14 protein-coding genes are annotated in these 23170 nt (G+C 72.7%); 2 read left to right on the forward strand and 12 right to left on the reverse strand.

Annotated elements, in window-relative coordinates; genetic code table 11:
- Positions 1-119: 119 nt before the first annotated feature.
- Together galE and EDD90_RS33075 are read right to left on the reverse strand one after the other, a co-directional pair.
- A complete protein-coding gene (galE, locus tag EDD90_RS33070; RefSeq protein WP_123976549.1) occupies positions 120-1100 on the reverse strand; it encodes a UDP-glucose 4-epimerase GalE in 981 nt (326 codons plus the stop codon).
- 39 nt (positions 1101-1139) lie between these two features.
- Positions 1140-2357 (reverse strand): glycosyltransferase 87 family protein, encoded by a 1218-nt coding sequence (locus tag EDD90_RS33075; protein ID WP_260328267.1) that lies wholly within the window; start codon positions 2355-2357, stop codon positions 1140-1142.
- A gap of 412 nt (positions 2358-2769) precedes the next feature.
- On the opposite strand from EDD90_RS33075, the gene EDD90_RS33080 reads away from it, so the two are divergent.
- Complete coding sequence (locus EDD90_RS33080; RefSeq protein WP_123976551.1) at positions 2770-4266, forward strand: glycosyltransferase family 39 protein; 1497 nt, start codon at positions 2770-2772, stop codon at positions 4264-4266.
- A gap of 92 nt (positions 4267-4358) precedes the next feature.
- On the opposite strand, the gene EDD90_RS33085 is transcribed toward EDD90_RS33080, so the two are convergent.
- Positions 4359-4841, reverse strand: coding sequence for a MarR family winged helix-turn-helix transcriptional regulator (locus EDD90_RS33085; protein WP_123976552.1), 483 nt, complete (start codon positions 4839-4841; stop codon positions 4359-4361).
- Positions 4842-4966: 125 nt separating this feature from the next.
- Here EDD90_RS33085 and EDD90_RS33090 point away from each other — a divergent pair, with 125 nt between their 5' ends.
- A complete protein-coding gene (locus tag EDD90_RS33090) occupies positions 4967-5383 on the forward strand; it encodes an organic hydroperoxide resistance protein (protein WP_123976553.1) in 417 nt (138 codons plus the stop codon).
- On the opposite strand, the gene EDD90_RS33095 is transcribed toward EDD90_RS33090, so the two are convergent.
- The 9 genes from EDD90_RS33095 to EDD90_RS33135 form a co-directional block, all read right to left on the reverse strand.
- A complete protein-coding gene (locus EDD90_RS33095; protein WP_123976554.1) occupies positions 5370-6851 on the reverse strand; it encodes a hypothetical protein in 1482 nt (493 codons plus the stop codon). The two genes, EDD90_RS33090 and EDD90_RS33095, sit on opposite strands and share 14 nt — an antisense overlap.
- Before the next feature lie 72 nt (positions 6852-6923).
- Positions 6924-8195, reverse strand: a complete 1272-nt coding sequence (locus tag EDD90_RS33100) for a hypothetical protein (protein ID WP_123976555.1) — start codon at positions 8193-8195, stop codon at positions 6924-6926.
- Positions 8192-10459 (reverse strand): bifunctional glycosyltransferase/CDP-glycerol:glycerophosphate glycerophosphotransferase, encoded by a 2268-nt coding sequence (locus EDD90_RS33105; RefSeq protein WP_123976556.1) that lies wholly within the window; start codon positions 10457-10459, stop codon positions 8192-8194. The genes EDD90_RS33100 and EDD90_RS33105 overlap by 4 nt, the downstream gene beginning before the upstream one ends.
- 2 nt (positions 10460-10461) lie before the next feature.
- Complete coding sequence (locus EDD90_RS33110) at positions 10462-12654, reverse strand: bifunctional glycosyltransferase family 2 protein/CDP-glycerol:glycerophosphate glycerophosphotransferase (RefSeq protein WP_123976557.1); 2193 nt, start codon at positions 12652-12654, stop codon at positions 10462-10464.
- A 124-nt stretch (positions 12655-12778) separates the two neighbouring features.
- Positions 12779-15076 (reverse strand): bifunctional glycosyltransferase family 2 protein/CDP-glycerol:glycerophosphate glycerophosphotransferase, encoded by a 2298-nt coding sequence (locus EDD90_RS33115; protein ID WP_123976558.1) that lies wholly within the window; start codon positions 15074-15076, stop codon positions 12779-12781.
- A gap of 157 nt (positions 15077-15233) precedes the next feature.
- The gene (locus tag EDD90_RS33120) at positions 15234-16073 is read right to left on the reverse strand and encodes a carbohydrate ABC transporter permease (protein ID WP_260328268.1); all 840 of its coding nucleotides are present in this window, start codon (positions 16071-16073) and stop codon (positions 15234-15236) included.
- Positions 16070-17419 carry a carbohydrate ABC transporter permease gene (locus tag EDD90_RS33125; protein WP_123976560.1) on the reverse strand — a complete coding sequence of 450 codons (1350 nt, stop codon included), beginning with the start codon at positions 17417-17419 and terminating at the stop codon, positions 16070-16072. The genes EDD90_RS33120 and EDD90_RS33125 overlap by 4 nt, the downstream gene beginning before the upstream one ends.
- 7 nt (positions 17420-17426) lie before the next feature.
- The gene (locus EDD90_RS33130; protein WP_123976561.1) at positions 17427-18806 is read right to left on the reverse strand and encodes an ABC transporter substrate-binding protein; all 1380 of its coding nucleotides are present in this window, start codon (positions 18804-18806) and stop codon (positions 17427-17429) included.
- Between the two features lie 252 nt (positions 18807-19058).
- Positions 19059-22754, reverse strand: a complete 3696-nt coding sequence (locus tag EDD90_RS33135; RefSeq protein ID WP_123976562.1) for an FHA domain-containing protein — start codon at positions 22752-22754, stop codon at positions 19059-19061.
- Positions 22755-23170 lie beyond the last annotated feature (416 nt).

A 23170-nucleotide genomic window follows, 5' to 3' on the forward strand; every position in this document is an offset into this window, starting at 1 on the left:
CAGCCTCCGGGGCGGTCAGGGGTTCGCCCGGGGGTGTCTCCGAGTTTGTGTGTGGCAGTCCGGGACGGTCTCGGGCTTAGTGCGGGACCGTCCCTGGCTGCCTCCGGGGCCGTGTGGACTCAGCCCCTGGCCGCCTCCGGGTGCAGGCGTACCCAGCCCTCCCAGGCCGAGGTGATCATGTCCCGGATGTCGTGTTTGGCCTTCCAGGCGAGTTCGGTGGTGATGCGGTCCGCGGAGGCGACCACGCGGGCCGGGTCGCCGGGGCGGCGGGGGGCGACGGCCGGAGGGAGGTCGTAGCCGGTGACCGCGTTGATGCGGTCGATCATCTCGCGGACCGACACGCCCTCCCCGCGCCCGATGTTGAGGGTCAGCTCGCGGCCCGGCTCGGCCTGGAGGGCGCGGGCCGCGGCCACATGGGCCTCGGCCAGGTCCACCACGTGGATGTAGTCGCGGATGGTGGTGCCGTCCGGCGTCGGGTAGTCGTCGCCGAAGATGCGCGGCGGGGCGTTCTCCGTGAGTTTCTCGAAGACCATGGGGACGATGTTGAAGACGCCGACGTCGGCGAGTTCGGGGCTCGCCGCACCCGCCACGTTGAAGTAGCGCAGGGAGGCCGTCGAGAGACCGGTCGCCCGGCCGGTCGCGCGGACCAGCCACTCGCCCGCCAGCTTCGTCTCGCCGTACGGCGACATCGGCGCGCACGGCGTCTCCTCCGTCACCAGTTCGACGTCCGGCATGCCGTAGACCGCCGCGGAGGAGGAGAACACGAAGGAGGGAACGCCCGCCTCCGTCACCGCCTGGAGCAGCACCCGCAGGCCTTCGACGTTCTCGTGGTAGTAGTGCAGGGGACGCTCCACCGACTCGCCCACCTGCTTCTTCGCCGCCAGGTGCACCACCCCGGTCACCTCGTGCTCGGCCAGGGCACGCGCGACCTTCTCGCCGTCCAGCGTCGAGCCCGTCACCAGCGGGACGTCCTCGGGCAGACGCCCGGCGATACCGGTGGACAGGTCGTCGTACACCACCGTCCGTTCGCCCGCCTCGGTCATCGCGCGTACGACATGCGCCCCGATGTAACCGGCGCCGCCGGTGATCAGCCAGGTCATGTGTGGCGGTCCCCTCCGTCTGTCAGCCCGTGGTGTTCGTCAGCCGCGGTCAACCTTCAGTGAAGCAGGTGCCGGCGACAACAGCGGACGGCTGATGTGGCTCCCCGTCGTCCACGGGATCCGCACGACGGCTCCCGGGCGGCGCGTGGCGCGCCACAGGCGGGTGAAGGAGAGGACGGCGGCGGTGGCCAGCAGGCCGTTGCGGGCGAGCATCAGCAGGCAGCCCGTCCAGGTGCAGCCGATGACCTCGGAGTAGTAGGCGGGGTAGGCGACGGAGCTGATCGCGGTCGCCGCCGCGATCAGCGCGGCGACCGGGCGCTGTGTGGTGTGCCGGGACGTCAGGCACACGGCGGCCAGGCCCAGCAGCCAGATCATGTACTGCGGGCTGATCACGCGGCTGGTGACGGTGAAGAGAAGCACGGCGCTCAGCGCCGCGTCGTACGGGGTGGCCGCGGTCCAGTGACTGGCGCGGACGCGCCACAGCACCAGGAGCGCGAAGGCGGCCGCGGTGAGCGCGAGGGACGCGGTCGCGACGGCGTGCACATGCGGGCCGACGAATTCCATCGCGCCGTACCGGTAGCGGACCGTGCCCCGCCAGCCGGCGTGCCGCGCCAGGCTGAGGGCGGTGCCGCCGAGGGACTCGATCTGCACACCCCGGCCGCCCTGTTGGCGGAGAAAGGCCAGGGGGTTGCGGAACGAGAGGAGGAACGCGGTGAGGGTCACGGCCCCGGTCAGGGCCGCGGACAGCCAGGCCGAGCGGGTCGGGCGCCCGCGCGGGATTCCCAGCAGCGCCAGCGCCGGCCACACCTTCACCAGCGCGCCCAGTGCCGCGAGCGCCCCGCACGCGCGCGTGGAGCGCGACAACGCCAGCAGGGAGAGCACGGCGAAGGCGGTGACCTCCACGTCGTAGCGGACGAGCGGGAGGTGCAGCAGCAGGGGGAGACCGCCGGTCCAGAACGCGGCGCCCAGGAGAGTACGGCCGCGACGCCGGCCCGCGTGGGCGAGCGCCGCCGTGATCAGCGCGTCGCTGGCCAGGGTGAGCGCCACGAACGCCTGGAAGTAGCTGAGCCCGGGAACCAGTCCCGGCGCGAACAGCACCGCACCGGCGCCCGGCGGGTACTGCCACAACCTGTCGTGCGCCGGGAACGCGCCGTGCGACAGGACGCCGTACCAGTGGAAGTACAGCCGCCACACTTCGCGCGCGACCGCTCCGTGTCCCAGGACTCGCTCGTTGTTGTGGGCGAGGAGCCACAGCATCGACGCGCGCGTGGCGAGCCAGGCGACGGCGAGACAGAGGAGACGTGCGAGATGCGGCGGACAGGGGATGCGCCCGGACCGCGGGAGGCGCGGGAGGCGCGGGAGTCGAACAGCCGGGGCGAACGGGACGCGTGGGAGCGGGAAGTACGGGCGGCGATTCATCAACTGCGAGCGTAAGCCGCCCGGATGGTGTATTCATGCCGATACGCCGTCAATACATGGCAAATATTGGCTAATCGCAAAAGATCGGGCCGTGGTGAGCATCGGGCCTCTTGAAAAAGCACATCCGCTGAAAGCACATGCGCAGAAAGCGCGGGCGCGGAAGGTACAGGCGCAGAAGGTACAGGCGCAGCAAGCGGATCCGCGAACATCGCGGACGGCGGAAGCCGGCCGTGCGCGCCGTCCCCTCGTCGTGGCCGCCCCGGCCGCGGTGATGCTCGCGATCGGGCTCTGGGGGCTCCATCGCGGCGGGATGTGGCGCGACGAAGCCGTCACCTACCAGGTCGCCCGGCGCACGGTCCCGCAGATCTGGCGGCTGCTGCACGGCGTGGACGCCGTGCACGGCCTGTACTACCTGCTGATGCACCTCGTCCTCGCCGCCGACCCCGGCCACCCCGGCGAGGTCGTCCTGCGGCTGCCCTCGGTCTGCGCGGCGGCCGTCACCGCGGCGCTGGTGGCCACCCTCGGCGCCCGCCTCGCCCGGCCGCGCGTCGGCCTGTGGGCCGGACTGCTGTATGCGGTCACGCCCCTGGTCGGCCACTACGCGCAGGAGGGCCGCTCCTACGCCCTCGTCGCCGCGGGCGCCACCGGCGCGACGCTGCTCTTCGCCCGGGCGGCGACGGAAGGCGGCCGCCGGGCCTGGTGCCAATACGGCGCCGTCCTCGGAGTCACCTGCTGGCTGCACGAGTTCGCGGTCCTGCTGCTGCTCGCGCACGCGGGAACCCTGGTGCTGGCCCGTTCGTCGGGAAGGGTGTGGCGGGGGTGGTGCTGCGCGGCCGGGGGCGTGGCGCTGTCGCTGCTGCCGATGGTCGTCGTCTCGCACGGGCAGTCGGCCCAGGTCGCATGGCTCACGGAGCCGGACCTGGAGACCGCGCAGGATCTGCTGCGCCAGTACCTCGGCCCGACGGACCGGGTGTACTGGGCGTGCCTGGCGCTCGCGCTGCTCGGGCTGACCCGGCTGGTGGGCCGGCGCGGTGAGGTGACCCTCGCGGCGGTCGCACTGCCGCTGGCGGTGCTGCCGCCGGTGGCGTTGATGCTGGCCTCGCAGCTCACACCGCTGTACGTCGACCGGTATGTGCTGTACGCGCTCGCCGGGGCGCCGCTGCTGGTGGCGCTCGGCGCGGACCGGGTCGCCGGGGTGCTCGGCCGGCTCTGGCCCCGCGGCACCGCGATCACGCCCCGGTCGCCCGCGTTCACCCTGGCGGGGGTACTGGCGGTCGTCCTCGCCTTCACCCACCAGGTTCCGCTGCTGCGGTCGGACCGGGTGGCGGGCACCCGCCCAGACGACCTCGGAGCGGTGGCAAGGGCCGTGGCCCGTACGCTGCGGCCAGGCGACCCGGTGCTGTTCCTGCCGGCGCATGCGCGCGGGGCGGAGCTCGCGTATCCCGCCGACTTCACCCGCACGCGGGACATCGCACTGGCCGAGTCGGGGCCGGCGTCGGGGACGTTGTACGGGCGTGAGGTGGGGGCGGCGACGCTGCGGCGGCGGTTGGCGGGGGTCGACGAGGTGTGGGCCGTGATGGAGAAGTATGCGCTGGTGAGCGGGTACCGGCCGCGGCTGCCGACGGAGCGGGCCAAACTCGCCGTGCTGAACCAGCAGTTCGTGCTTCGGCAGGAGATGGTCATCGATCGGGTGGCGCTTCGGTTGTATGTGCGGCCGATCCAGGCGGATGCGGGCGGGTCCGGCTGAGTCCCGGCTTTCGGCCGGTGGGGGCTGATCGCGCCCGCGCGGCGGTGGCCGCAGATCGACAACAGCCCCGCGCCCCTAGAAGAAGGGGCGCTTCAGCACGAGCCTTCTTCCAGGGCGGCGGCATCCAGCGTTCCCGTCAGCTGGTCCAGCCGCGCCTTCAGGTCCCGGATCTCGTCCACGTCGAAGCCCGTCGCCGCCACGATCCTCCGCGGCACCTCCAGCGCCTGCTCCCGCAGCGCCACGCCCGCCTCCGTCAGCCGTACCTCCACCGAACGCTCGTCCCGGGCGCTGCGCTCGCGGTGTACCAGGCCCGCCGCCTCCAGGCGCTTGAGCAGGGGTGACAGGGTGCCGGAGTCCAGGCGCAGGTGTTCGCCGAGCTTCTTGACCGGAAGGTCGCCCTGTTCCCACAGCACCAGCATCACCAGGTACTGCGGGTAGGTGAGCCCGAGGTCCTTGAGGATCACGCGGTAGACGCTGTTGAAGGCGCGGGACGCGGCGTGCAGGGAGAAGCAGATCTGGCGGTCCAGGCGGAGCCACTCCGCTTCGGGGGCCGGTGTCGGGGTTGTCGCGGTCATGGCTCAAGCGTAGCGCTTGCGAGCCATTAAGTTGTGCGCAACTGAATTGTGTGCTCTACTTGTGGTCGTGAGGGCGGCCGGAACAGGGCCGCCGGAACACCGAACTTCGAGAGGGATGGTCTTCCATGGACGCGCTCTACACCGCAGCTGCCACCGCCACCGGCCGAGAGGGACGGGCGGTCAGCTCGGACGGGCAGCTGGACCTCACGCTGGCGTTCCCGCCCGCGCTGGGTGGCAACGGCCAGGGCACCAACCCCGAGCAGCTCTTCGCCGCCGGTTACGCCGCCTGTTTCGCCAGCGCCCTGGGCGCCATCGGCCGCCAGGCCAAGGTCGACACCGGCGAGATCTCCGTCACCGCCGAGGTCGGCATCGGCAAGGACGAGACCGACGGCGGCTTCGCGCTCAAGGTCACCCTGCGCGTCGAGCTCCCCGAGGAGCTCGCCAACGAGACCGGCGAGAAGCTGGTCCACCAGGCCCACGCCTACTGCCCCTACTCCAAGGCCACCAAGGGCAACATCCCGGTCGAGCTCATCGTCGAGTAGTCACCCCGGGTACCTCCCTCCTACGGGTGAGCCGCGCGAGCACCTCCCCGGTCCGCCGGCTCCAGTCCACGACCACCGCCTCCTCGGGCAGCCGCTCCTGCCGCGTCAGCAGCAGCCAGCGCACCCGGGGGCGGTGGTCGTGGCCGTCGGCCAGCTCGATGCCGTAACCGGGGAGCAGCCGGACGGCGTAGTAGGCGTCCGTGGCCACCGGTTCCCCGGGGCCGATGTGCCGGGCCGCCCAGTCGTACGACGGCCAGCGCGGCGGCTGTGCGAAACCGACCGGATCCACCGAGCGCGGTACCACCGCCCCGGCCTGCGCGGCCAGAAAGCCCAGGCAGGCCCCGCCGGCCGCGGCCCAGCCGAGCGCCCGCCGCCACCCGGGCCAGGGCCTCTCCGCCGCCAGCTCCACGGCCAGCGCGCACTGCGGTGCCAGCAGGGCGAGCCCGAGCAGCGTGCCGAAGCCGTACGCCGTCACCAGGCACTCCAGCGCGAACAGCAGGACCAGCGGCTCACGCCAGGCCGCGAGCCACACCGCCCGCCGGGACACCCCCGTGGCCCCCCGCCAGGACACCCGCGCGGCCGCCCGGCCGGACACCTGCCCCGCGGCCCGCCGCGCCCGCAGCCACAGTGCCGGCACCCCCAGCAGCAGCGCCAGCCAGCACCGGCCCGTCAGCCCGTCGTACGGCTGCGGCAGCAGCCGCGCGTGCGCCCCGCATCCGGCCACCCCGGTCGCCACCGCGCACATCAGCCCCCACCGCCCCCACACCGCGCCCCGCCATCCCCGCTGCCAACCCGCCGCGAACGCCACCGCCCCGGCCCCCGCCCCGATGCCGGTCACCGGGTCGATCAGCGCCACCACCCCGTACAGCGCCCCGAGCGCCGCGTACCCGGACAGGCTGCGCAGGCCGGTCGGGCCGACATAGCGCACCCGGCGCAGATCACGCGCCCGGGTGCCGGTCAGGGCCCAGGCCCAGAAGGTGAGGCCGAGAGCGAACGCGGACGGGTAACCGAGGCTGCCGGACAGCGGCAGCAAGGCCAGCGAGCCGGCGCCCCGGCCCGGTGCCGTGCCCCAGAGCACGGCCATGAAGCCCAGCGCCAGCACCGGTGCCCAGGGCCGCGGGGTGAGGACGCGGACCAGTCGGCCGAGGCCCGTCAGCAGGACCAGCAGATTGACCGGCCCGCACACCCGCAGCAGCTGCCAGCCCGTCAGCCCGGTCAGCCGGGCGAGCGCGCCCTGCGCGAGCACATACGGGGACACGGCACCTGCCGCCAGGCCCGCCCGCAGCCGCTCCACCGCCGCCGCGTGCTGACCGGCCTCGCAGCACGGCGGCACCCGCCAGTACGCCAAGGTCAGCAGCAGCCAGAACAGCAGGCCGAAGACCTGGTACGGGGTGAGTCTCCGGACCCGGCCGCCGCGCAGGGCGGTGGAGCCGTGTACGGCGCGCCGGACCAGGGCGTCGGTGCTCACCGGGGAGAGCGGACAGGGCGGACCATTTGCCGAGTTTTCCCGTCCGCCCCGGCCGCTTTGCCGTCCATCACCTCATCGAGTGACATCGGCCGTCCGGGGAGACGCCTGCGCGGGCATCGGGACCGTCCGGTGCACCAGAGGCTCCAGGAGCAACGGCACCCCCACCACCGGCAGCAGCCACGCCAGCACGATCAGCCGGTCGCCCCAGATGTTGATGTCGGGGTGCCCGGCCTGGGTGAGGATCCCGGTGCCCGCGGCCGCCAGCAGGAAGACCCCGAAGGCCGGCCGCCGCCGCGCGCCCCACGCCCCGGCCGCCAGCGCGGACAGGAACAGCGGAGCCATCGGCTGCCGGCGCAGCCACTCCACCCAGAAGTTCCCCTCCAGATGGAGGAACTCCTGCCAGGGGTGGACCCGGTCAGGGTGGGTGTAGTGGTTGGTCAGCAGGTCCTGCATGCTCTCCGACTCGGAGGGATAGTGCAGCAGCCGTACCAGCAGCAGCGTGCCGACGACCGCCGCACAGCCCGCCGCCGCGATCGGCACCACCCCGCGCCCCGGCGCCCGCCCGTGCCGGCGCCGCCACAGCGCGACCACCGCCCCGGCCACCGCCAGGCACCCGCCGAGGAACAGCGCCTGCGAGTGCTTCACCGTGAAGAGGGCGAGCAGCGCGCCCGCCACCAGGGCCGTCCCCGCCCGCGCCCGCCGGGTCAGGGCCAGCGCACAGCCCCACACCGCCACCAGTGTCAGCGCCAGCATCAGGCCCTCGGCCATTGGCCGCATCGCGGTCGTGCCCACCGGCAGGACGTAGTACAGGGCCTGCCCGGTCAGCGCGAGCGGCACCGCCACCGAAACCGTCCGCAGCACCAGGAAGACCAGCACCCCGCCCGCGCCCGCGACCAGCACACTCGCCAGCCACACCCCCCACGTCACCCCGAACACGGTCACGAACGGCAGCAGAAGCACCGGATAGCCGGGCCGCACCTCGAAGACGGCCCTCAGCCGCGGGCCCACGAACGGCACGATGTGCCCGTCCGTCTGCCCGGCCGCCAGCCGCCGCTCCACGCGCCGCAGTTCGGAGGAGCGGCACTCCGCGAACACCCGTCCCGCCGGGTTCGGCCCATGGAAGCGCAGCACGTCCACGCTCTGCGCGCGCCGCGCCTTCGACGCATCGCCGGCGCAGGCCCAGTCGGCCGTCTCGGCCGCCGCCTCCTGCTTGGTCGCCCCGCCCAGAGTCAGTGCGTACGACACGTAGTTCTTGGAGTCGGGTGTGTCCCGGCCGGTGACATCGGCGAGTTGCAGCACCGCGAACACGGCGGCCAGCACCAGCACCCAGGTACGCGGTCTCACGTCGACGCCAGGAGGCCGGGCGCGTCGGCCGGACCGGGCACCTGCACCGGTTCCGGCATCGGCTCACCGAGGAGCAGGGTCCGTACGACCCGTTCGGCGGCCCTTCCGTCGTCGAACTCGCAGAAACGGGAGCGGAAGTCGGCCCGCAGCCGTGCCGACTCCTCGTCCCGCCAGCCGCCCGAGGCGAACAGCCACGCCAACTCCCGGTAGGAGTGGGACACATGGCCCGGCGCGTCGGCGGTGACGTCGAGATAGGCGCCCCGGCTCGCGGTGTACGCGGCCCAGTCGTCGGCGTGCACGACGATCGGCCGGTCCAGGTTGGCGTAGTCGAACATGATGGATGAGTAGTCGGTGACCAGGGCGTCCGAGGCCAGCATGACCTCCTCGACGTGTGGTTCGCCGGTCGCGTCGACCAGGATCCCGCGCCGGTGCAGCTCGGCCAGGCCCATGCCGCGGGCCGGGCCGGTCGCGAGAGCCGGGTGCAGCCGGACCACGAGCGTGTGGCCGGCGCCGAGGTCGGCGGCGAACCGGACCAGGTCGATCCGGTCGATGTGACCGCCCCGGACGTAGTCCCGGCGGGTCGGGGCGTAGAGCACCACCGTGTGGCCGGCCGGGATGCCGTGCCGGTCCCGGAAGCCGGCGCCCGCCGCGGAACCCTTGCGCCCGGCGCCCGCCGCGGAACCATCACACCCGGCACCCGCCATACCGCCCTTGACCAGCACGTCGTTGCGTGGGCTGCCCGTACGGGCCGATGCGAAGTGGCAGGGGTAGGCCCGTTCCCAGACCAGCTCGGAGTGGCGGTTGGCGACCAGGCTGTGGTCCCAGCGGTCGGCCCGGCGCAGCATCTGCGGCACGTCGAAGGCGAGCCGGGCGCCGGGCTTGCCCAGCAGGTCGGCGCCCTTGTACTTGAGCGGGGTGCCCTGATGGGTGTGGATGTGCACACTGCCGGGGCGTTTGACCAGCGTGCCGGGCCAGTTGACGTCGTTGACGAAGAACTTCGCGCGGGCGGTCAGCCGTAGGTAGTCCGGGGAGTCGAGCAGCACGTGTTCCACGTCCGCGGGCAGCCCCGCCGCCGCCTCCTCGTCCCGTACCACCCACACCCCGCGCAGCCATGGTGCGATCTCCCGGGCCTTGCGGTAGACGGCCGCCGGGTCGCCCAGCAGACCCCGGTGCGAGGACGCCGAGTAGACCACCAGGTCCGCGTCCGGTGCGCGCAGGCCGCGGAGCCCGGCCAGCGCCTGCCGGGCCCGGGCCCCCGCCGCCTGCCGCACCCACAACGCCTGCCGCTCGCCCTCCCGGCCGACCCGTTCGGCCTGCTGCCGCAGCAGATAGGCCGCATACGAGCCGCCGAGCACACCCAGACCGGCCGCCCCCTCGACCCCCTCGGCCTCCTCGGGCCGGTAGGCGCGGTACAGCTCCGCCGTGCGCCGGAAGAACTCGCCCTTGGCGGCGGGCGGCAGCCGGTCCGGCTTGGCGAGGATGTCCAGGCAGTGCTCGCCCATCTTCCGGTGCAGGTACGGCCGCCAACTCGCGAGTTCAGGGCGGGAGTCCACGAAGGCGAAGACCCGCTTGTACTGGTCGTGGACGTCGAAGTGCTTACGGCTGGTGGTGGAGAGGATGTTGCCCTGGCGGCGCTGGCGGTAGTTCAGGCAGATCCGGTCGAGCGTGGCGATACGGGCCGCGCTGAGCATGACCGGGAAGGTCCAGGGGGTGTCCTCGTAGTAGCCCGGCGGGAACTGGAAGCCGTTCTCCTCGACGAAGTCCCGCCGGTAGACCTTGTTCCAGACGACCATCAACAGGTCCAGGATCTCGGGGTGTTCGGCCGCCGTGAACACCTCCGACGTCACACCGAGGACCTCCGCGAGCGCGTTGCGCCTGGTTCCGCCCCACCAGTAGGTGCGGGCGTAGTCGAAGACCAGGACGTCCGGGTCGCCGGTCTCGGCCAGCCGGTCGGCGATCGCGTCCAGTGCCCCCGGGGTGAGGGTGTCGTCGCTGTCGAGGAAGAGCAGGAAGTCACCGGTGGCGTAGGGGAGTCCGGCGTTGCGGGCGCGGCCGAGGCCGACGTTCTCCGGCAGGTGCAGGACCCGCACGCGCGGGTCGCGGGCCGCGTACTCGTCGAGGATCGCGCCGCAGCCGTCCGGGGAACGGTCGTCGACGGCGATCACCTCGATGTCGTGGCAGGACTGCTCCAGGACCGAGTCGAGGCACTCCCGGAGAAAGCCCTGCACCTTGAAGCAGGGCACGATCAGACTGAATCGGGGCACGGTCAGCTCCTGACAAGGGTCGCGGTCGGCGCCGGCAGGCGCTCTGCCAGGGGGATCACCGCCGGGATCGCCTCCGGTGGCTGGTTGAGGAAGACCCGCCGGACGACCCGCTCGGCGGCCAGACCGTCGTCGAACTGGCAGAACCGGGCCCGGAACCCGGCCCGCAGCTGCTTGGACTCCGGGCCCGCGTAGGAGCCGTCGCGGAAGATCCTGGCCAGCTCCTCCGGGGTGCGGGCGACCGGGCCGGGCGGCTCGGCCATCAGGTCGAAGCAGACGCCCCGGGTGTGCCGGTAGACCTCCCAGTCGTCGGCGTAGACCACGATCGGCCGGTCCAGGTTGGCGTAGTCGAACATGATGGAGGAGTAGTCGGTGACCAGCGCGTCCGCGGCCAGACACACGTCCTCGGACGAGCGGTGCGCGGTGACGTCGATGACCCGGCCGGTGTTCCGGAACGCCCCCCGGTCGTAGAAGTAGTGGGCGCGCAGCAGTACGACGACGTTCTCGCCGACCGCCTCGCAGAACGCCTCCAGGTCGAGGCCGGGCTCGAAGCCGGTGTGGTGGTCGCGGTGGGTCGGCGCGTACAGGACGGCCGTCCTGCCGTCCGGGACGCCGAGCTTGCGCCGGGCGCGGACCACGTCGTGGGCGGACGCCGTGTAGTAGACGTCGTTGCGCGGATAGCCGTACTCCAGCGCCTCGTACGAGCCCGGGAAGGCGCGCTCCCAGGTCTCGGTGGAGTGGCGGTTGGCGGAGAGGTTGAAGTCCCAGCGGTCGACCCGGCCGAGGAGCTTGGTGAAGCTGCCGGTCTGGGCGGCGACCACCGGGTACGTCGACTGGTCGACGCCCATTTTCTTCAGTGGGGTGCCGTGCTGGGTCTGCAGGTGCACACTGCCGGGCCGCTTGACGACCCCCTCGGCGAAGTTGGCGTTGTTCACCAGGTACTTGGCGCGGGCCAGCACCTGCCAGTAGCGGCGGCTGCCGATCACCGCGTACTCGATGCCCTCCGGCATGGCGTGCGCCTGGTCGGCCTCGACCAGGAACACCGAGCGGATGTGCGGGGCGAGTTCACGGGCCGTGGCATGGATCGCGGCCGGGTTGCAGGTGTAGCCGCGCCCCCAGTAGGCGCAGTACACGGCGAGGTGCTGGTCCAGCGGGCGGCGCAGTTCGAGGGCGTAGCGCAGCCGGGTGAGCGGCATGTACGGCCGGGGCAGCCGCTCGGCCGCCCGCGCGGCGGCCTGGTTGGCCCCGCGCAGCGCCCGGAACGCCGTGTAGGCGCCCGCCGCGAGGAGCCGGTGCTGCACACCGATGCTCCCGCCCGGCATCCGGAACCCGGCCGGCCGGTGCGTACGGTGCAGCCGCCGCGCCCGCCGGAAGAAGGCCCGTCGCCCGCCCGGCATCCGCTCCGGCCGCGCGGCCGTCTTCAGCACCACCCCGAAGACCTGCTCGAACAGCGGCCGGGCCCGCTCGCCCGGCAGCGCGGCGGCCCGCTCCAGCACCAGCTCGACCTGGTCGAGGAGTTCGTGCTGGTGCGGCCCGGGGAGGTTGAGCCGGCTGCCCTGCCGGCGCAGCCGGTGCCGTACGACCACCGAGCGCAGCACCGCGATCCGCTCGGCGGCGACCGTGGTCAGACCGCCCCAGCCGAGGTCCGTGAAATGACCGTCGGGGAACAGCAGCCGCCGGTCCTCGACGAAGGTCCGGCGATAGGCGGCGCTCCAGGCCGGCAGCGCCACGCCGGTCAGCGCGGGTGCCTGGTCCGGGGCGAAGGCGCCCTGCGGAACGCCCGCCAGCAGCGGCGCCGCCGGGTTGCCCGGCTCGCCCTCCCACCAGGGCGTGCGTTCGTGCTCGAAGTACAGGACGTCCACGTCACCGGCCTCGGCCAGCCGCGCGTCGAGGAGCGCCAGCGCGCCGGGGACCAGTACGTCGTCGCCGTCGAGGAACAGCAGATATGTGCCGTTCGCCGCCCGCATCCCGGTGTTGCGGGCCCTGCTCAGCCCGGCGGACGGCGGTGAGTGCACCGGGGTCACCCGGGAGTCCCGCTCGGCGTATCCGGCGGCGACCGAGGCGGCCGGGGCGTCGGGCGCGTCGCAGACCGGGATCAGCTCCAGGTCGCCGAAGGACTGGGCGAGGACCGAGTCCAGCGCCTGGGACAGCCGGCCGGCGACCCCGTGGGACGGGACGATGATGCTGAAGCGGGGCATGCTGCTCTTTCTCAGGTGTGCAAGCGGCCCGGTCTCCCCGTCGGTCGCCAGGTGGACGGCCGGGACGGAGTGGGCCGCGAGGTGTGGGGGGCCATGGAGAAACTCCCTGAAAGGCAAACGGCGTTCAGCGGCTCTCGGTGACGGGCAGGTGGCCGGAAGGTTGCGGAACGGTGGCGAGCGGGGAGTGGGCGAGCCCCGAGGCGGCCGACGGAACCGGGTGCCGCTCGTCCAGGGGGACGACCTTCGGCAGGCCGGCCGTCTCGCCGAGCACCACATGCCGTACGACCCGTTCGGCAGCGCGTCCGTCGTCGTACCGGCAGAACCGCTCGCGGAACGCGGCCCGCAGCTCGGCGGAGCGGGAGCCGTGCCAGTGGCCGGTGGCGAAGATGTCGATCAGCTCGTCCTCGGTGCCGGCGACCGCGCCGGGCGGGCTGGAACGCAGGTCGAAGTAGGTGCCGCGGGCCGCGTGGTAGGCGTCCCAGTCCTCGGTGTGCACGACGATCGGCCGGTCCAGGTTGGCGTAGTCGAACATGATCGACGAGTAGTCGGTGATCAGCGCGTCCGAGGCCAGGCAGAGGGACTCCACGCTCGGGTGGTCGCTGACGTCGATCACCCGTCCCCCGGACCCGAGCGGGCCGCCGTGCCAGTAGTGGGCGCGGGCCAGGATCACGAAGCGCGGGCCGAGGCGGCGCACGATCCGGTCCAGGTCGAGGGCGGGGCGCTGGGTGCGCCGGTAGTCGCGGTGGGTGGGGGCGTACAGCAGGGCGACCGTGCCCTCGGGGACACCGAGCGACGCGCGGATCCGGGTCACGTCGGCGGAGGTGGCCTGCTGGAAGACGTCGTTGCGCGGATAGCCGTACTCCAGGGTGGTGTAGCCGCCGGGGTAGACACGCTCCCAGGTGAGGGTGGTGTGGCGGTTGGCGGAGAGGACGTAGTCCCATGCGGCGACGCCCCGCAGGAGTTCCTCGAAGTCCATGCCGGCGGCGGCCGCCGGGTGTTCCTGGAGGTCCAGGCCCATGTGCTTGAGGGGGGTGCCGTGCTGGGTCTGCACGAACACCTGGCCGGGGCGTTTACGCAGCCGGCGGTCGAAGTTGACGTTGTTCACCAGGTACTTGGAGCGGGCCAGCGCCGTCCAGTAGGCGAGGGTGCCCGGACGCAGCCGACGCGGGCCCGGCGGGATCGCGTGCTGGTGCTCGGGGCGGGCGATCCAGGCGGTGCGGATGTGCGGGGCGTGGCTGCGGAACGCCGCCTCCAGCGCGCCAGGATTGCAGCCGTGGCCGCGGTTCCAGTAGGCGGCGAAGACCGCGCGGTCGGCGCGCAGCGGGAGGCGCAGCTGGACGCGGTAGTGGAGCTGGAGGAGGGCCGAGCGCAGGCCGCGGGCGAACTGAACGCCCGCCTTGAGGGTACGGCGGCGCGCGGACATCGCCAGCTGGAGGGCGCGATAGGTGCGGTGCAGGCCGTAGTGGACGAGGGCGTGGCGCAGCCGGGTGCGATGGGGGTACCCCCGCTCGAGCGGAGCCGAGAGTGGGGGAGGAACCTGGGTGCCCTTGGCCTGGTAACGGCGGTAGTGGGCGCGGGCCTTGCGCAGGAACTCGGCGCGGGTGCCCTTCGGGAGGCGGTCCCGCTTGGTGAACACCGTCGAGAGGTGGTCGATCATGCGGCGGAACAACACCGGTCGCCAGCGGTCGAGTTCGGTCCGCTCTTCGATGAACGCGAAGACCCGGTCGTACTGTTCGAAGATGTCGAAGTGCTTGCGGCTGGTGGTGGAGAGGATGTTGCCCTGCCTCCGCTGCCGGTAGTGCACACAGACCCGGTCGAGGGTGGCGATCGACCCGGCGGCCATCAGGACCGGGTAGGTCCAGGGGGTGTCCTCGTAGTAACCGGGCGGGAAGGCGAAGCCGTTCTCCTCGACGAACTCCCGCCGGTACGCCTTGTTCCAGGCCACCATCAGCACCCGGAGCAGCCCGGGCCGGTCCTCAAGGCGGAACGGCGCCGGCCCATCCTCGGTCAGCTGCGCCGCGACCTTGTTGCGCTCCGCCCGGCCCGTCCAGAACGTCCGCGCGTAGTCGTACACGAGGACGTCCGGCTCACCGCTCTCCTTGACCCGGTCCGCGATCGTGCGCAGCGCGTCGGGCGTGAGGGTGTCGTCGCTGTCCAGGAAGAGCAGGTAGTCGCCGCGCGCCTGCTCCATCCCCGCGTTGCGGGCGCCGCCCAGGCCCCGGTTCTCCGTCAGGTGCACGGGCCGGACCCGTGCGTCACGGGCCGCGTACTCGTCGATGATCGCGCCGCAGGCGTCCGGTGAGCAGTCGTCCACGGCGATCAGTTCGAGATCGGGGTACGACTGCGAGAGCACCGAGTCCAGGCACTCGGACAGATACGCCTGGACCTTGTACGCGGGGACAATGACACTGAACCTGGGCAAGGGGCATCCATGGGTCGGTCGGCGCGGGCGTTCTGCCCGGGAACGGCCAATGGAATGATTTGGTTACGGTTCCTTACGTCATGTGGGGGAACGCCGCCGGCGACAGCGGAAGGGCGAGCCGGTTGCCGGCCCGCCCTCCGCGGATACCGCCTCTGCGCTACTTGACCGCGCCCGCCATCACCCCGGACACGAACTGCCGCTGGAACGCGAAGAACACGGCCAGCGGGATGACCATCGAGATGAAGGCGCCGGGGGCGAGGACGTCGACGTTGTTCCCGAACTGCCGGACCTGGGTCTGCAGCGCCACCGTGATCGGCTGGGTGCCCGACTTGGTGAACACCAGTGCGACCAGCATGTCGTTCCACACCCACAGGAACTGGAAGATGCCCAGGCTCGCGATCGCCGGCCCGCCCAGTGGCATCACCACCCGGGTGAACAGGCGCAGTTCACCGGCGCCGTCCAGGCGCGCCGCCTCCAGCAGCTCCCGCGGGATCTCCGCGAAGAAGTTCCGCAGCAGGAACACCGCGAACGGCAGCCCGAAGCCGACATGGAAGAGGATCACCCCGAAGATCGTCCCGAACAGGCCGATCGTCCCGAAGAGTTCGGCGATCGGGATCAGCGCCACCTGGACCGGCACCACCAGCAGACTGACCACGATCAGGAACCACCAGTCCCGGCCCGGGAACTCCATCCACGCGAACGCGTAACCGGCCAGCGCTCCGATGACGACCACCAGGATCGTCGCCGGGACGGTGATCAGGACCGTGTTCCAGAGGGAGTTGGTGATGTCGCTGTTCTCCAGGAGCTTCTGGTAACTCTCGAAGGTGAGCTGGGACGGCTTGCTGAACACGTGCCACCAGCCGCTCGCGCTCATGTCGTCCGGCGAACGGAGCGAGGAGGCGAGCAGGCCGATCGTCGGCACCAGCCAGAACAGGGCGACGACGATCAGGAAGAAGCGGACCAGACCGCCGTTGATCTTCTCCAGCAGCCAGCTCATCGCCGCTCCTCCCGCCGCAGCCTGCGCACGTTGAACCACATCACCGGGATGACGAGAAGCAGCAGGAACACCGCGATCGCGCTCGCGATGCCCGGCTGGCCCTCCGAGAAGCCCTTGCGGTACAGCTCCAGGGCGAGCACGTTCGCGTCGTCCTGCGAGGAGCCCGGCGCGATGATGTACACGAGGTCGAAGACCTTCAGCACGTTGATCATCAGTGTGACGGTGACGACCGCGAGGACCGGTGCGAGGAGCGGCACGGTGACCTTGCGGAACACCTGCCACTCGGTCGCGCCGTCCACGCGGGCCGCCTCCAGGAGCTCCCGGGGCACGCCCGCGAGCCCGGCCGCGATCAGCACCATCGCGAAGCCCGCCCACATCCAGACGTACGACCCGATGATGGCGGGGGTGACCAGGGTCGGGCCGAGCCAGTCGACGCCGTTGTAGGGCTGCTTGAAGTTGCTCGCGGGGAGCCGGAGCTGTGCCCCGTCGGCGGCGGCGGGGAGGGTGAAGGTGCCGTCGGCCGCCGCCTTGGTCGATGCCACCACCTTGCCGTTCTTGACCGCCTCGATCCGCATCCCGTCGTAGCCGAGCTCGGACGGGTCGGGCACGCCGAGCCTGCCGACGCCCTTGCCTCGGGTGAAGTCCTGCCAGGTGGTGCCGGTGATCTTCGCCGGGTCGGGCTTGGCCGCCACGGCACTCTTCGCGCCGCCGGGCATCTGGTCGGGGGCGACACCGACGAGCGGGAGGGCGACGGTCTGCCCGGTGCGGACGGTGGCCGTGGTGATGAAGCCGCCCTGATACGGCTTCAGGGGCGAATCGCGGCCCGGGTGGGCGTTCGGGAACGCCGACGACTGGGCGAAGGTGTCGTGGATGCCGACCCAGACCGCGTTGGCGACGCCCTTGTCCGGGTCCTGGTCGTAGACCAGCCGGAAGATGATGCCGGCGGCCAGCATGGAGATCGCCATCGGCATGAAGACGACCAGCTTGAACGCCGTTCCCCAGCGGATCCGTTCGGTCAGCACCGCGAAGACCAGGCCGAGGGAGGTGGAGATGGTCGGCGCGAACACCACCCAGATGATGTTGTTCTTCAGGGCGGTGCGGATGCCGTCGTCCGTGAAGATCGCCTTGTAGTTGTCGAAGCCGGCGAACCCGTCGCCGTTGGCGTTGTAGAAGCTGCGGATCAGCGAGTACCCGATCGGGTAGACCACGAGCGCGCCGAGCAGCACCAGGGCGGGGAGCAGAAAGAGAACCGCCACGGACTTGCGGGTGCCGGTCACGCTCTTGCGGCCGCGGGGGCGCGGGTCGGCGGGGGTCCCGGGGACCCCCGCCGTGGCGGGTGACGCCATCGCCGGGTCAGCTTCCGCTGCCGTAAGCGGCCGCCGCGTCCTTCTCCAGCTTCGCCTGGGTGCCCGCGACGTCCGTCGGGTTCTGCAGGAAGTCCTGGAGGTCCTTCCACTCGCCCTTGCCCGGGGTGCCGCCGAAGGCCTGCGGGGCCTGGTCGGACATGTCGAAGCGGAAGTCGTCGCCGGAGGCGATCAGAGCCTGGGCGATCTTGCGCTGCACCTCGTTCGGGTACGCCGAGTTCGCCACGTTCTTGTTCGGCGACAGATAGCCGCCGAGCTTCGCCTGGATCGTCGCCGCGTCCGGGGAGGCCAGGAACTTCGCCAGCGCCTGCGCGCCCTTGGAGTCCTTGAAGACGACGGCCGCGTCACCGCCGGAGACCACGGGCGCGGTCGAGCCCACGCTCGGGAACGGGAACACCTTCGCGTCCGTGCCCACCTTCGCCTTGGTCTCACCGATGTTGACCTGCACGAAGTCGCCCTCGTAGACCATCGCGGCCTTCGGCTGGGCGCCGCCGGTGAAGGTCTGGGTGACCGACGCCGGGAACTCCGTCTGCAGCGCACCGCTCGCGCCGCCCGCGATGTACCCCTTCTTGCCCCAGATCTGGGCGAGCGTGGTCAGCGCCTGCTTGACGCTCGGGTCCGTCCACTTGATCTTGTGCTGGGCGAGCTGGTCGTACTTCTCCGGGCCCGCCTGCGAGAGGTAGACGTTCTCGAACCAGTCGGTCAGCGTCCAGCCGTCCGCGCCGCCGATCGAGAACGGGGTGACACCCGAGTCGTACACCGCCTGCGCCGCCGTCAGCAGGTCCTGCCAGGTCTTGGGCTCCTTGGCCCCCGCGTTCTCGAAGACCTTGGTGTTGTACCAGATCAGCGACTTGTTGGCGGCCTTGTAGTAGACGCCGTACTGCTTGCCGTCGACCTTGCCGATGTCCTGCCAGCCCTGCGAATAGTTCTTCTGCACTTCCGTGATCGTGTCGGCGCTCAGCGGCTTCGCCCAGCCCTTCTGGACGGCCTGCTTGATCGCGCCGGGCTGCGGCAGCAGCGCGATGTCCGGCGGCTGACCGCCCGCGATCTTCGAGCCGAGGAAGTTGATGATCGGGTCCTGCGCGGGCACGAAGGTGACCTTCGCACCGGTGCGCTTCTCGAACTCCGCGAGGACCTGCTTGAAGTTCTTCTGCTCCTGCCCGGTCCAGACGGCGGCGACCTCCAGGTTGGTGCCGTTCAGCTTCGGGAGGGCGAGGGTGCTCGTCTCGGTGGCGCCGGTGCTGTCCCCGCCGCCGGACGTCTTGTCGTTGCCGCCTCCGCAGGCGGCGAGCGCGAGGGCTCCCGCGAGCAGCGCGGCGAGTGTGGTGACGGCCCTGCTTGTCCGGATGGTGTTGCTCATGACGCGCATCACTTCCCCGTTCGTCGTTCCTCATTGAACGCCAGAACTCTGTCCCGTGCGCTCCGGTGTACGCGGGGGCCGCGTGCGCGGCAAGGGTGCCTGCCGGTGAGGGCCGGGGATCGTGATCGCCTCGTGATCGTGGGCTGATCGGAGAAGCGGTGACCCGTCGGAGAAGCGGTGATCGGTCAGAGAAGCGGTGACCCGCCAAAGAAACGGTGATCGGTCAAAGAAACGGTGATCGGTCAGAGAAACGGTGATCGGTCAGAGAAGCGAAGGGACCTCGGTCGCGGAGACCTCCCGGGCCGCCCGCTCCACCGCGCTCGCCAGCAACGCCAGGTCCGTCGGGCCGTTGCCCAGCTCCCGGACCGGGCGGCGGGCCGGGGGATCGCCCATGCGGGGCCAGTCGAGGGGGACCACCGTGGGGCGCTGGGTCGCCGTACGGGGGATGCGGCCCGTGACGCGGCCCGCCTGGAACGCGGTGGTACGGCCGTCCGGGGTGGTGAGGCGACCGCGGCCCGGGGCCGGTTCGTCGGGGCCGCCGGCCGGTGTGTCCAGGGTGACGCGCAGGGTGGCCTGCCGGGCCGGTTCCGTCTCCGCCGTACGACCGCCGGTGCCGGCCGCGGCGACCAGGTGGACGCCGAGCCGCTCACCCTCCTTCGCCACCGCCTCCAGCGCCCGCATCACGGAACCGGCGGCCGGGCGGCCCGGTGAACCGAGCGCGGGGGAGACCAGGGCGTCCAGGTCGTCGACGACGACCACCAGGCGGGGCAACGGCGGGGGCGTCTCGGTGGGCCGGCGGGCCGCGGCGCCGGCCGACGGGCGCAGCCGGAGCGTCGAGCTCGGCGGGGCTTCTATGTCGGCGGCGCCCGAGGTGGGACGGGTGCGCTGGGGGACGATCCGGCCCGAGATCTCCCGCTGCGCGTGCCAGTCGTTGAAGTCGGAGCGGCCCAGCAGTTCGGCCCGCCGCTTCAGTTCGGCGCTCAGCGACTGGGCGAATTCACGCATCCGGACCGGGTCGTTGGCGGTGAGATGGGTCGTGACATGCGGTATGTCCGTACAGACCCGGAGGCCTTCGCCGTGCCCGGCACCCGTGCCGACGCCGTCGCGGCCGTCGATCAGGACGATCCCGAGCCGGTCGGGGCGATCGGCGGCCGCCAGCGAGGCGACCATCGCCCGCAGCAGCTCCGTACGGCCGCTGCCGGACGGGCCCTCGATCAGCAGGTGCGGACCGTCGGCCACCAGGTCGGCCCCGAGCGGGCCGCGCGGTCCGGCGCCGAGCACCGCACGGGCCCGGCCGCCCAGCGACTCGGCGTCGTCGGCCGCGTCCGCCCAGCGGGCCATCAGCGACGCCGGGGTCGCCCTCGCCAGCCCCAGCTCGTCCAGCAGACGGGCGGACTGGGGGAGCGGGGCGGTCACGCGCGTGTGCCGGTCGGCGGCCGGGCCGTCGGGGCGCAGCGGGGCCAGCGCCCGCGCGAACCGCTCGGCCCAGGCCAAGGAGACCGCGTCCACCGCGGCGAGGGTGCCGGGGCCGACCGGGCCGGTGGAGACCCGCATGAGGTGCAGTGCCGTGGCCACGTCCCCGCTGAGCAGGGCCACCGCCCCGCACTCCCGGAACGTCGGCGTCACCGCGCACGCCGCCTCGTAGGTCTCCTCGACCGGGGAGGTGGACGAGGTGGGTGCCGTCTCGGCCAGGCAGATCACATGCACTCCGGCGCGCGGACCGGCGACCGCCAGCCGCGCCACCGCGTCCCGCAGGGCCGAGCCGCCGGGATCGCCGTCCACGACGACGACCGTGTACGGCCCGGGGAAGCCGCCCTTGTCGTCGACGGCGCCGAGGTCGGCACGGGCCCAGGAGGGGCGCTGGGCGCCGTCGGCGGGGGAGACGTCAGCCGTCCGTGCCGGGGCCGGCATCGGAGTCGAGGTCGGGGCCGGGGCCGGGGCCGGGCGGTCGGACGGGGTGGCCGGCCGCCGGGGTGCGGACAGGTCCTCCACCCTGCGCAGCAGCTCCTCCACGCGGGCCGCCGCCTGTTCGCGGTCGTAGGCCAGCAGGAGGCGGCAGTCCTGGCCGTGCCCGGGACGGACGTGCGGGAGCCAGCCGAGCCAGGACCACTCCGCCGTGCGCTCCTCCAGCGGGCGGGCCCGGTCCGCGCTGATCAGGACGATCTCCAGCAGGTCGGGCGAGTGCAGCACGGCGAGCTGGGCCAGAACCGAGCGGGCGAGACCGGAGAGGCGGGTGCGCGGGCCCGCCAGGCCCAGGGCGCCGGCCTCGCGCAGGCCGGCGGTGACGGGCACGGCGGGGAGCAGGCCCGAGCCGCCCGGCGTCGGCCGGTCCGCCGTACCGAGCCGGACGGTGAGCGTCTCGGGGTGCCCGGGGCCGCGCTCCCAGAGGCGGGGACCGGGTCCGAGCGCGGTGAGGAGCAGGGCCGCCGGGTCGGGCCAGGTCTCGGGCTGGGCGGGAGCGTCGGGGAACGCGGCGAAGTCGTCGTCGGCCACGGTCTCGTCGGCGTCGGCCGACGTGGGTTCACCCCGCCCGCCGGCCAGGCGCCGCGCCCAGGCGCCGAGGCCGCCGCGCCTGCGGGCGCCGGGCAGGACGGGGGCGTCGGTGCCGCGCAGAGGCGTGCCCTTGCGCCTGCCGGAGGAGGCGGCGGGGTCGTCGAGGTGCGCGGCGGAGGCGTCACCGGCCGGGTGCCCGGCCGACTGGGTGGCGTCCGGGGAGGTCCGGTGCGCTGCCGTCGGGTCGTAGGTGGTGGGGCCGGTGGGCGCGGTGCCGTAGGTGGTGGGGCCGGTGGGTGTGCTTCCGGCGGTCGTGGATCCGTGAGCTGCGGATCCGGCGTTCGTGGTTCCGGCGTTTGCGGATCCGTGAGCCGTGGGGCCGGTGGGTGTGCGTCCGGCGGTCGTGGGTCCGTGAGCTGCGGGTCCGTGAGCTGCGGGTCCGTGAGCCGCGGGTCCGGTGTTCGGGGCCCCGGAGCCTGCGGCCCCGGTGGAGGCGCTTCGGGCGTCGCCCGGGTCGCCGAGTATTCCGGTGCGGCCCGCGTGTGTGTCGCCGGAGGAACCGCGAGGGCCGGGCATCCCGGTGGTCGTCCGGGGATCCGGGCCGCTCTCGATCCTCGGCGCGTCGCCTTGTGCGGGGACGACCGTCGGGTCCACCCCACCGTGCTGCCGGCCCCCCGGCACGCCGCCCGGGGCTCCCCAGCCCGCCGTGCCGTAGGCGTGATGGGTGCGGCCGGCCGGAGCAGGCACGGCCGTACCGGCATCGGCGCCGTCGTCGGCCCCTTCGCCCTCCGCCAGCACCCGCACGCACCCCTCCCCGTCGGCTGCCGTGCCCAGCCGGGCCCCCGGCCCCCCGGACGGCGTAAGCCGCAGGGCCGATTCCCCGATGCGCAGCAGGGCGCCCGGGGTGAGGCGGACCGGGCGGTCGGTGACGCGGGTGCCGTCCAGGACCGTGCCGTTGGTGGAGTTCAGGTCGGCGACCGAGACGCGGCCGTCGGCGGCGACCGTGACCGCGCAGTGCAGCCGGGAGACGTCCGGGTCGTCGAGCGGGACGTCGGCGTCGGCGGAGCGGCCGATGGTGATCTGGCCGCCGTGCAGGAGGTGGACCCCGCCCGCGTCGGGCCCGGCCACCACGTGCAGCTGGGTCGGGGCGTCGTCCAGCTCGGGATGCGGTTCGGGGGCCGCGGGGGCGCCCAGGGACAGCACGGCGCCGTCGACCAGCGGGGGCTCGCCCAGGATGCGGCGGCGGGCGTCCAGCCGCTCCACCCCGGCGTAGAGCACCACCGGCGCGCTGCTCGGCTCGCGGCCGCCCAGGCTGCCGTCGCCGGTGACCGCCGAGGCCAGCGCGGAGGCCACCGCGGCCAGGTCCGTGCCCGCCGGCGCCGTCACCAGCACGTCGCGGCTCACGGCCCGGCCCCGCTGCGCGGCAGGGCCCAGCGGGTCTACGACGGTCAGCCGGATCTGCATCGCCGTCAGCGGTCCCTTCTGCGCGGGCGCGGAATTCCCCCCACCACCACTAGCGCGTCGGCCAGTTCTGCTGTCGCACGCATCCTCGCACCTGCTGCTGACAACGCGCCCACGCCCCGATGGTAAGTGATCTTGATTGGTCAGCTCTGCCCCCAAAAGTGCCTGCCAAGTACCACGCGGGCGATCACTTGAGATCGGTCACGTCCGGCCCCGGCAACCGCCGGACCGAAGCAAGCGTCTTTCCATCGAACACGTGCGGGAACGTCTACGTATGGGGATACGTCCGGAACGCTTACCGGCTGCCTACCGGGCAGCGGAAAGCACAGCCGGACGAAAACCCGGTGCCGGGCATCACGGCACTACAGTGGGTCGGACACAGGGTCGGACCCACCAGCAAGCAACAGGGAGTGCATGAC

This window comes from Streptomyces sp. Ag109_O5-1, assembly GCF_003814875.1.
Lineage (GTDB): Bacteria > Actinomycetota > Actinomycetes > Streptomycetales > Streptomycetaceae > Streptomyces > Streptomyces sasae.

Coding starts and splice junctions, on each gene's coding strand:
- EDD90_RS33125 (WP_123976560.1), bottom strand. CDS start 17,419: ATGGCGTCACCCGCCACGGCGGGGGTCCCCGGGACCCCCGCCGACCCG.
- EDD90_RS33120 (WP_260328268.1), bottom strand. CDS start 16,073: ATGAGCTGGCTGCTGGAGAAGATCAACGGCGGTCTGGTCCGCTTCTTC.
- EDD90_RS33110 (WP_123976557.1), bottom strand. CDS start 12,654: ATGCCCCGCTTCAGCATCATCGTCCCGTCCCACGGGGTCGCCGGCCGG.
- EDD90_RS33135 (WP_123976562.1), bottom strand. CDS start 22,754: ATGCAGATCCGGCTGACCGTCGTAGACCCGCTGGGCCCTGCCGCGCAG.
- galE (WP_123976549.1), bottom strand. CDS start 1,100: ATGACCTGGCTGATCACCGGCGGCGCCGGTTACATCGGGGCGCATGTC.
- EDD90_RS33090 (WP_123976553.1), top strand. CDS start 4,967: ATGGACGCGCTCTACACCGCAGCTGCCACCGCCACCGGCCGAGAGGGA.
- EDD90_RS33130 (WP_123976561.1), bottom strand. CDS start 18,806: ATGCGCGTCATGAGCAACACCATCCGGACAAGCAGGGCCGTCACCACA.
- EDD90_RS33075 (WP_260328267.1), bottom strand. CDS start 2,357: ATGCTGTGGCTCCTCGCCCACAACAACGAGCGAGTCCTGGGACACGGA.
- EDD90_RS33085 (WP_123976552.1), bottom strand. CDS start 4,841: ATGACCGCGACAACCCCGACACCGGCCCCCGAAGCGGAGTGGCTCCGC.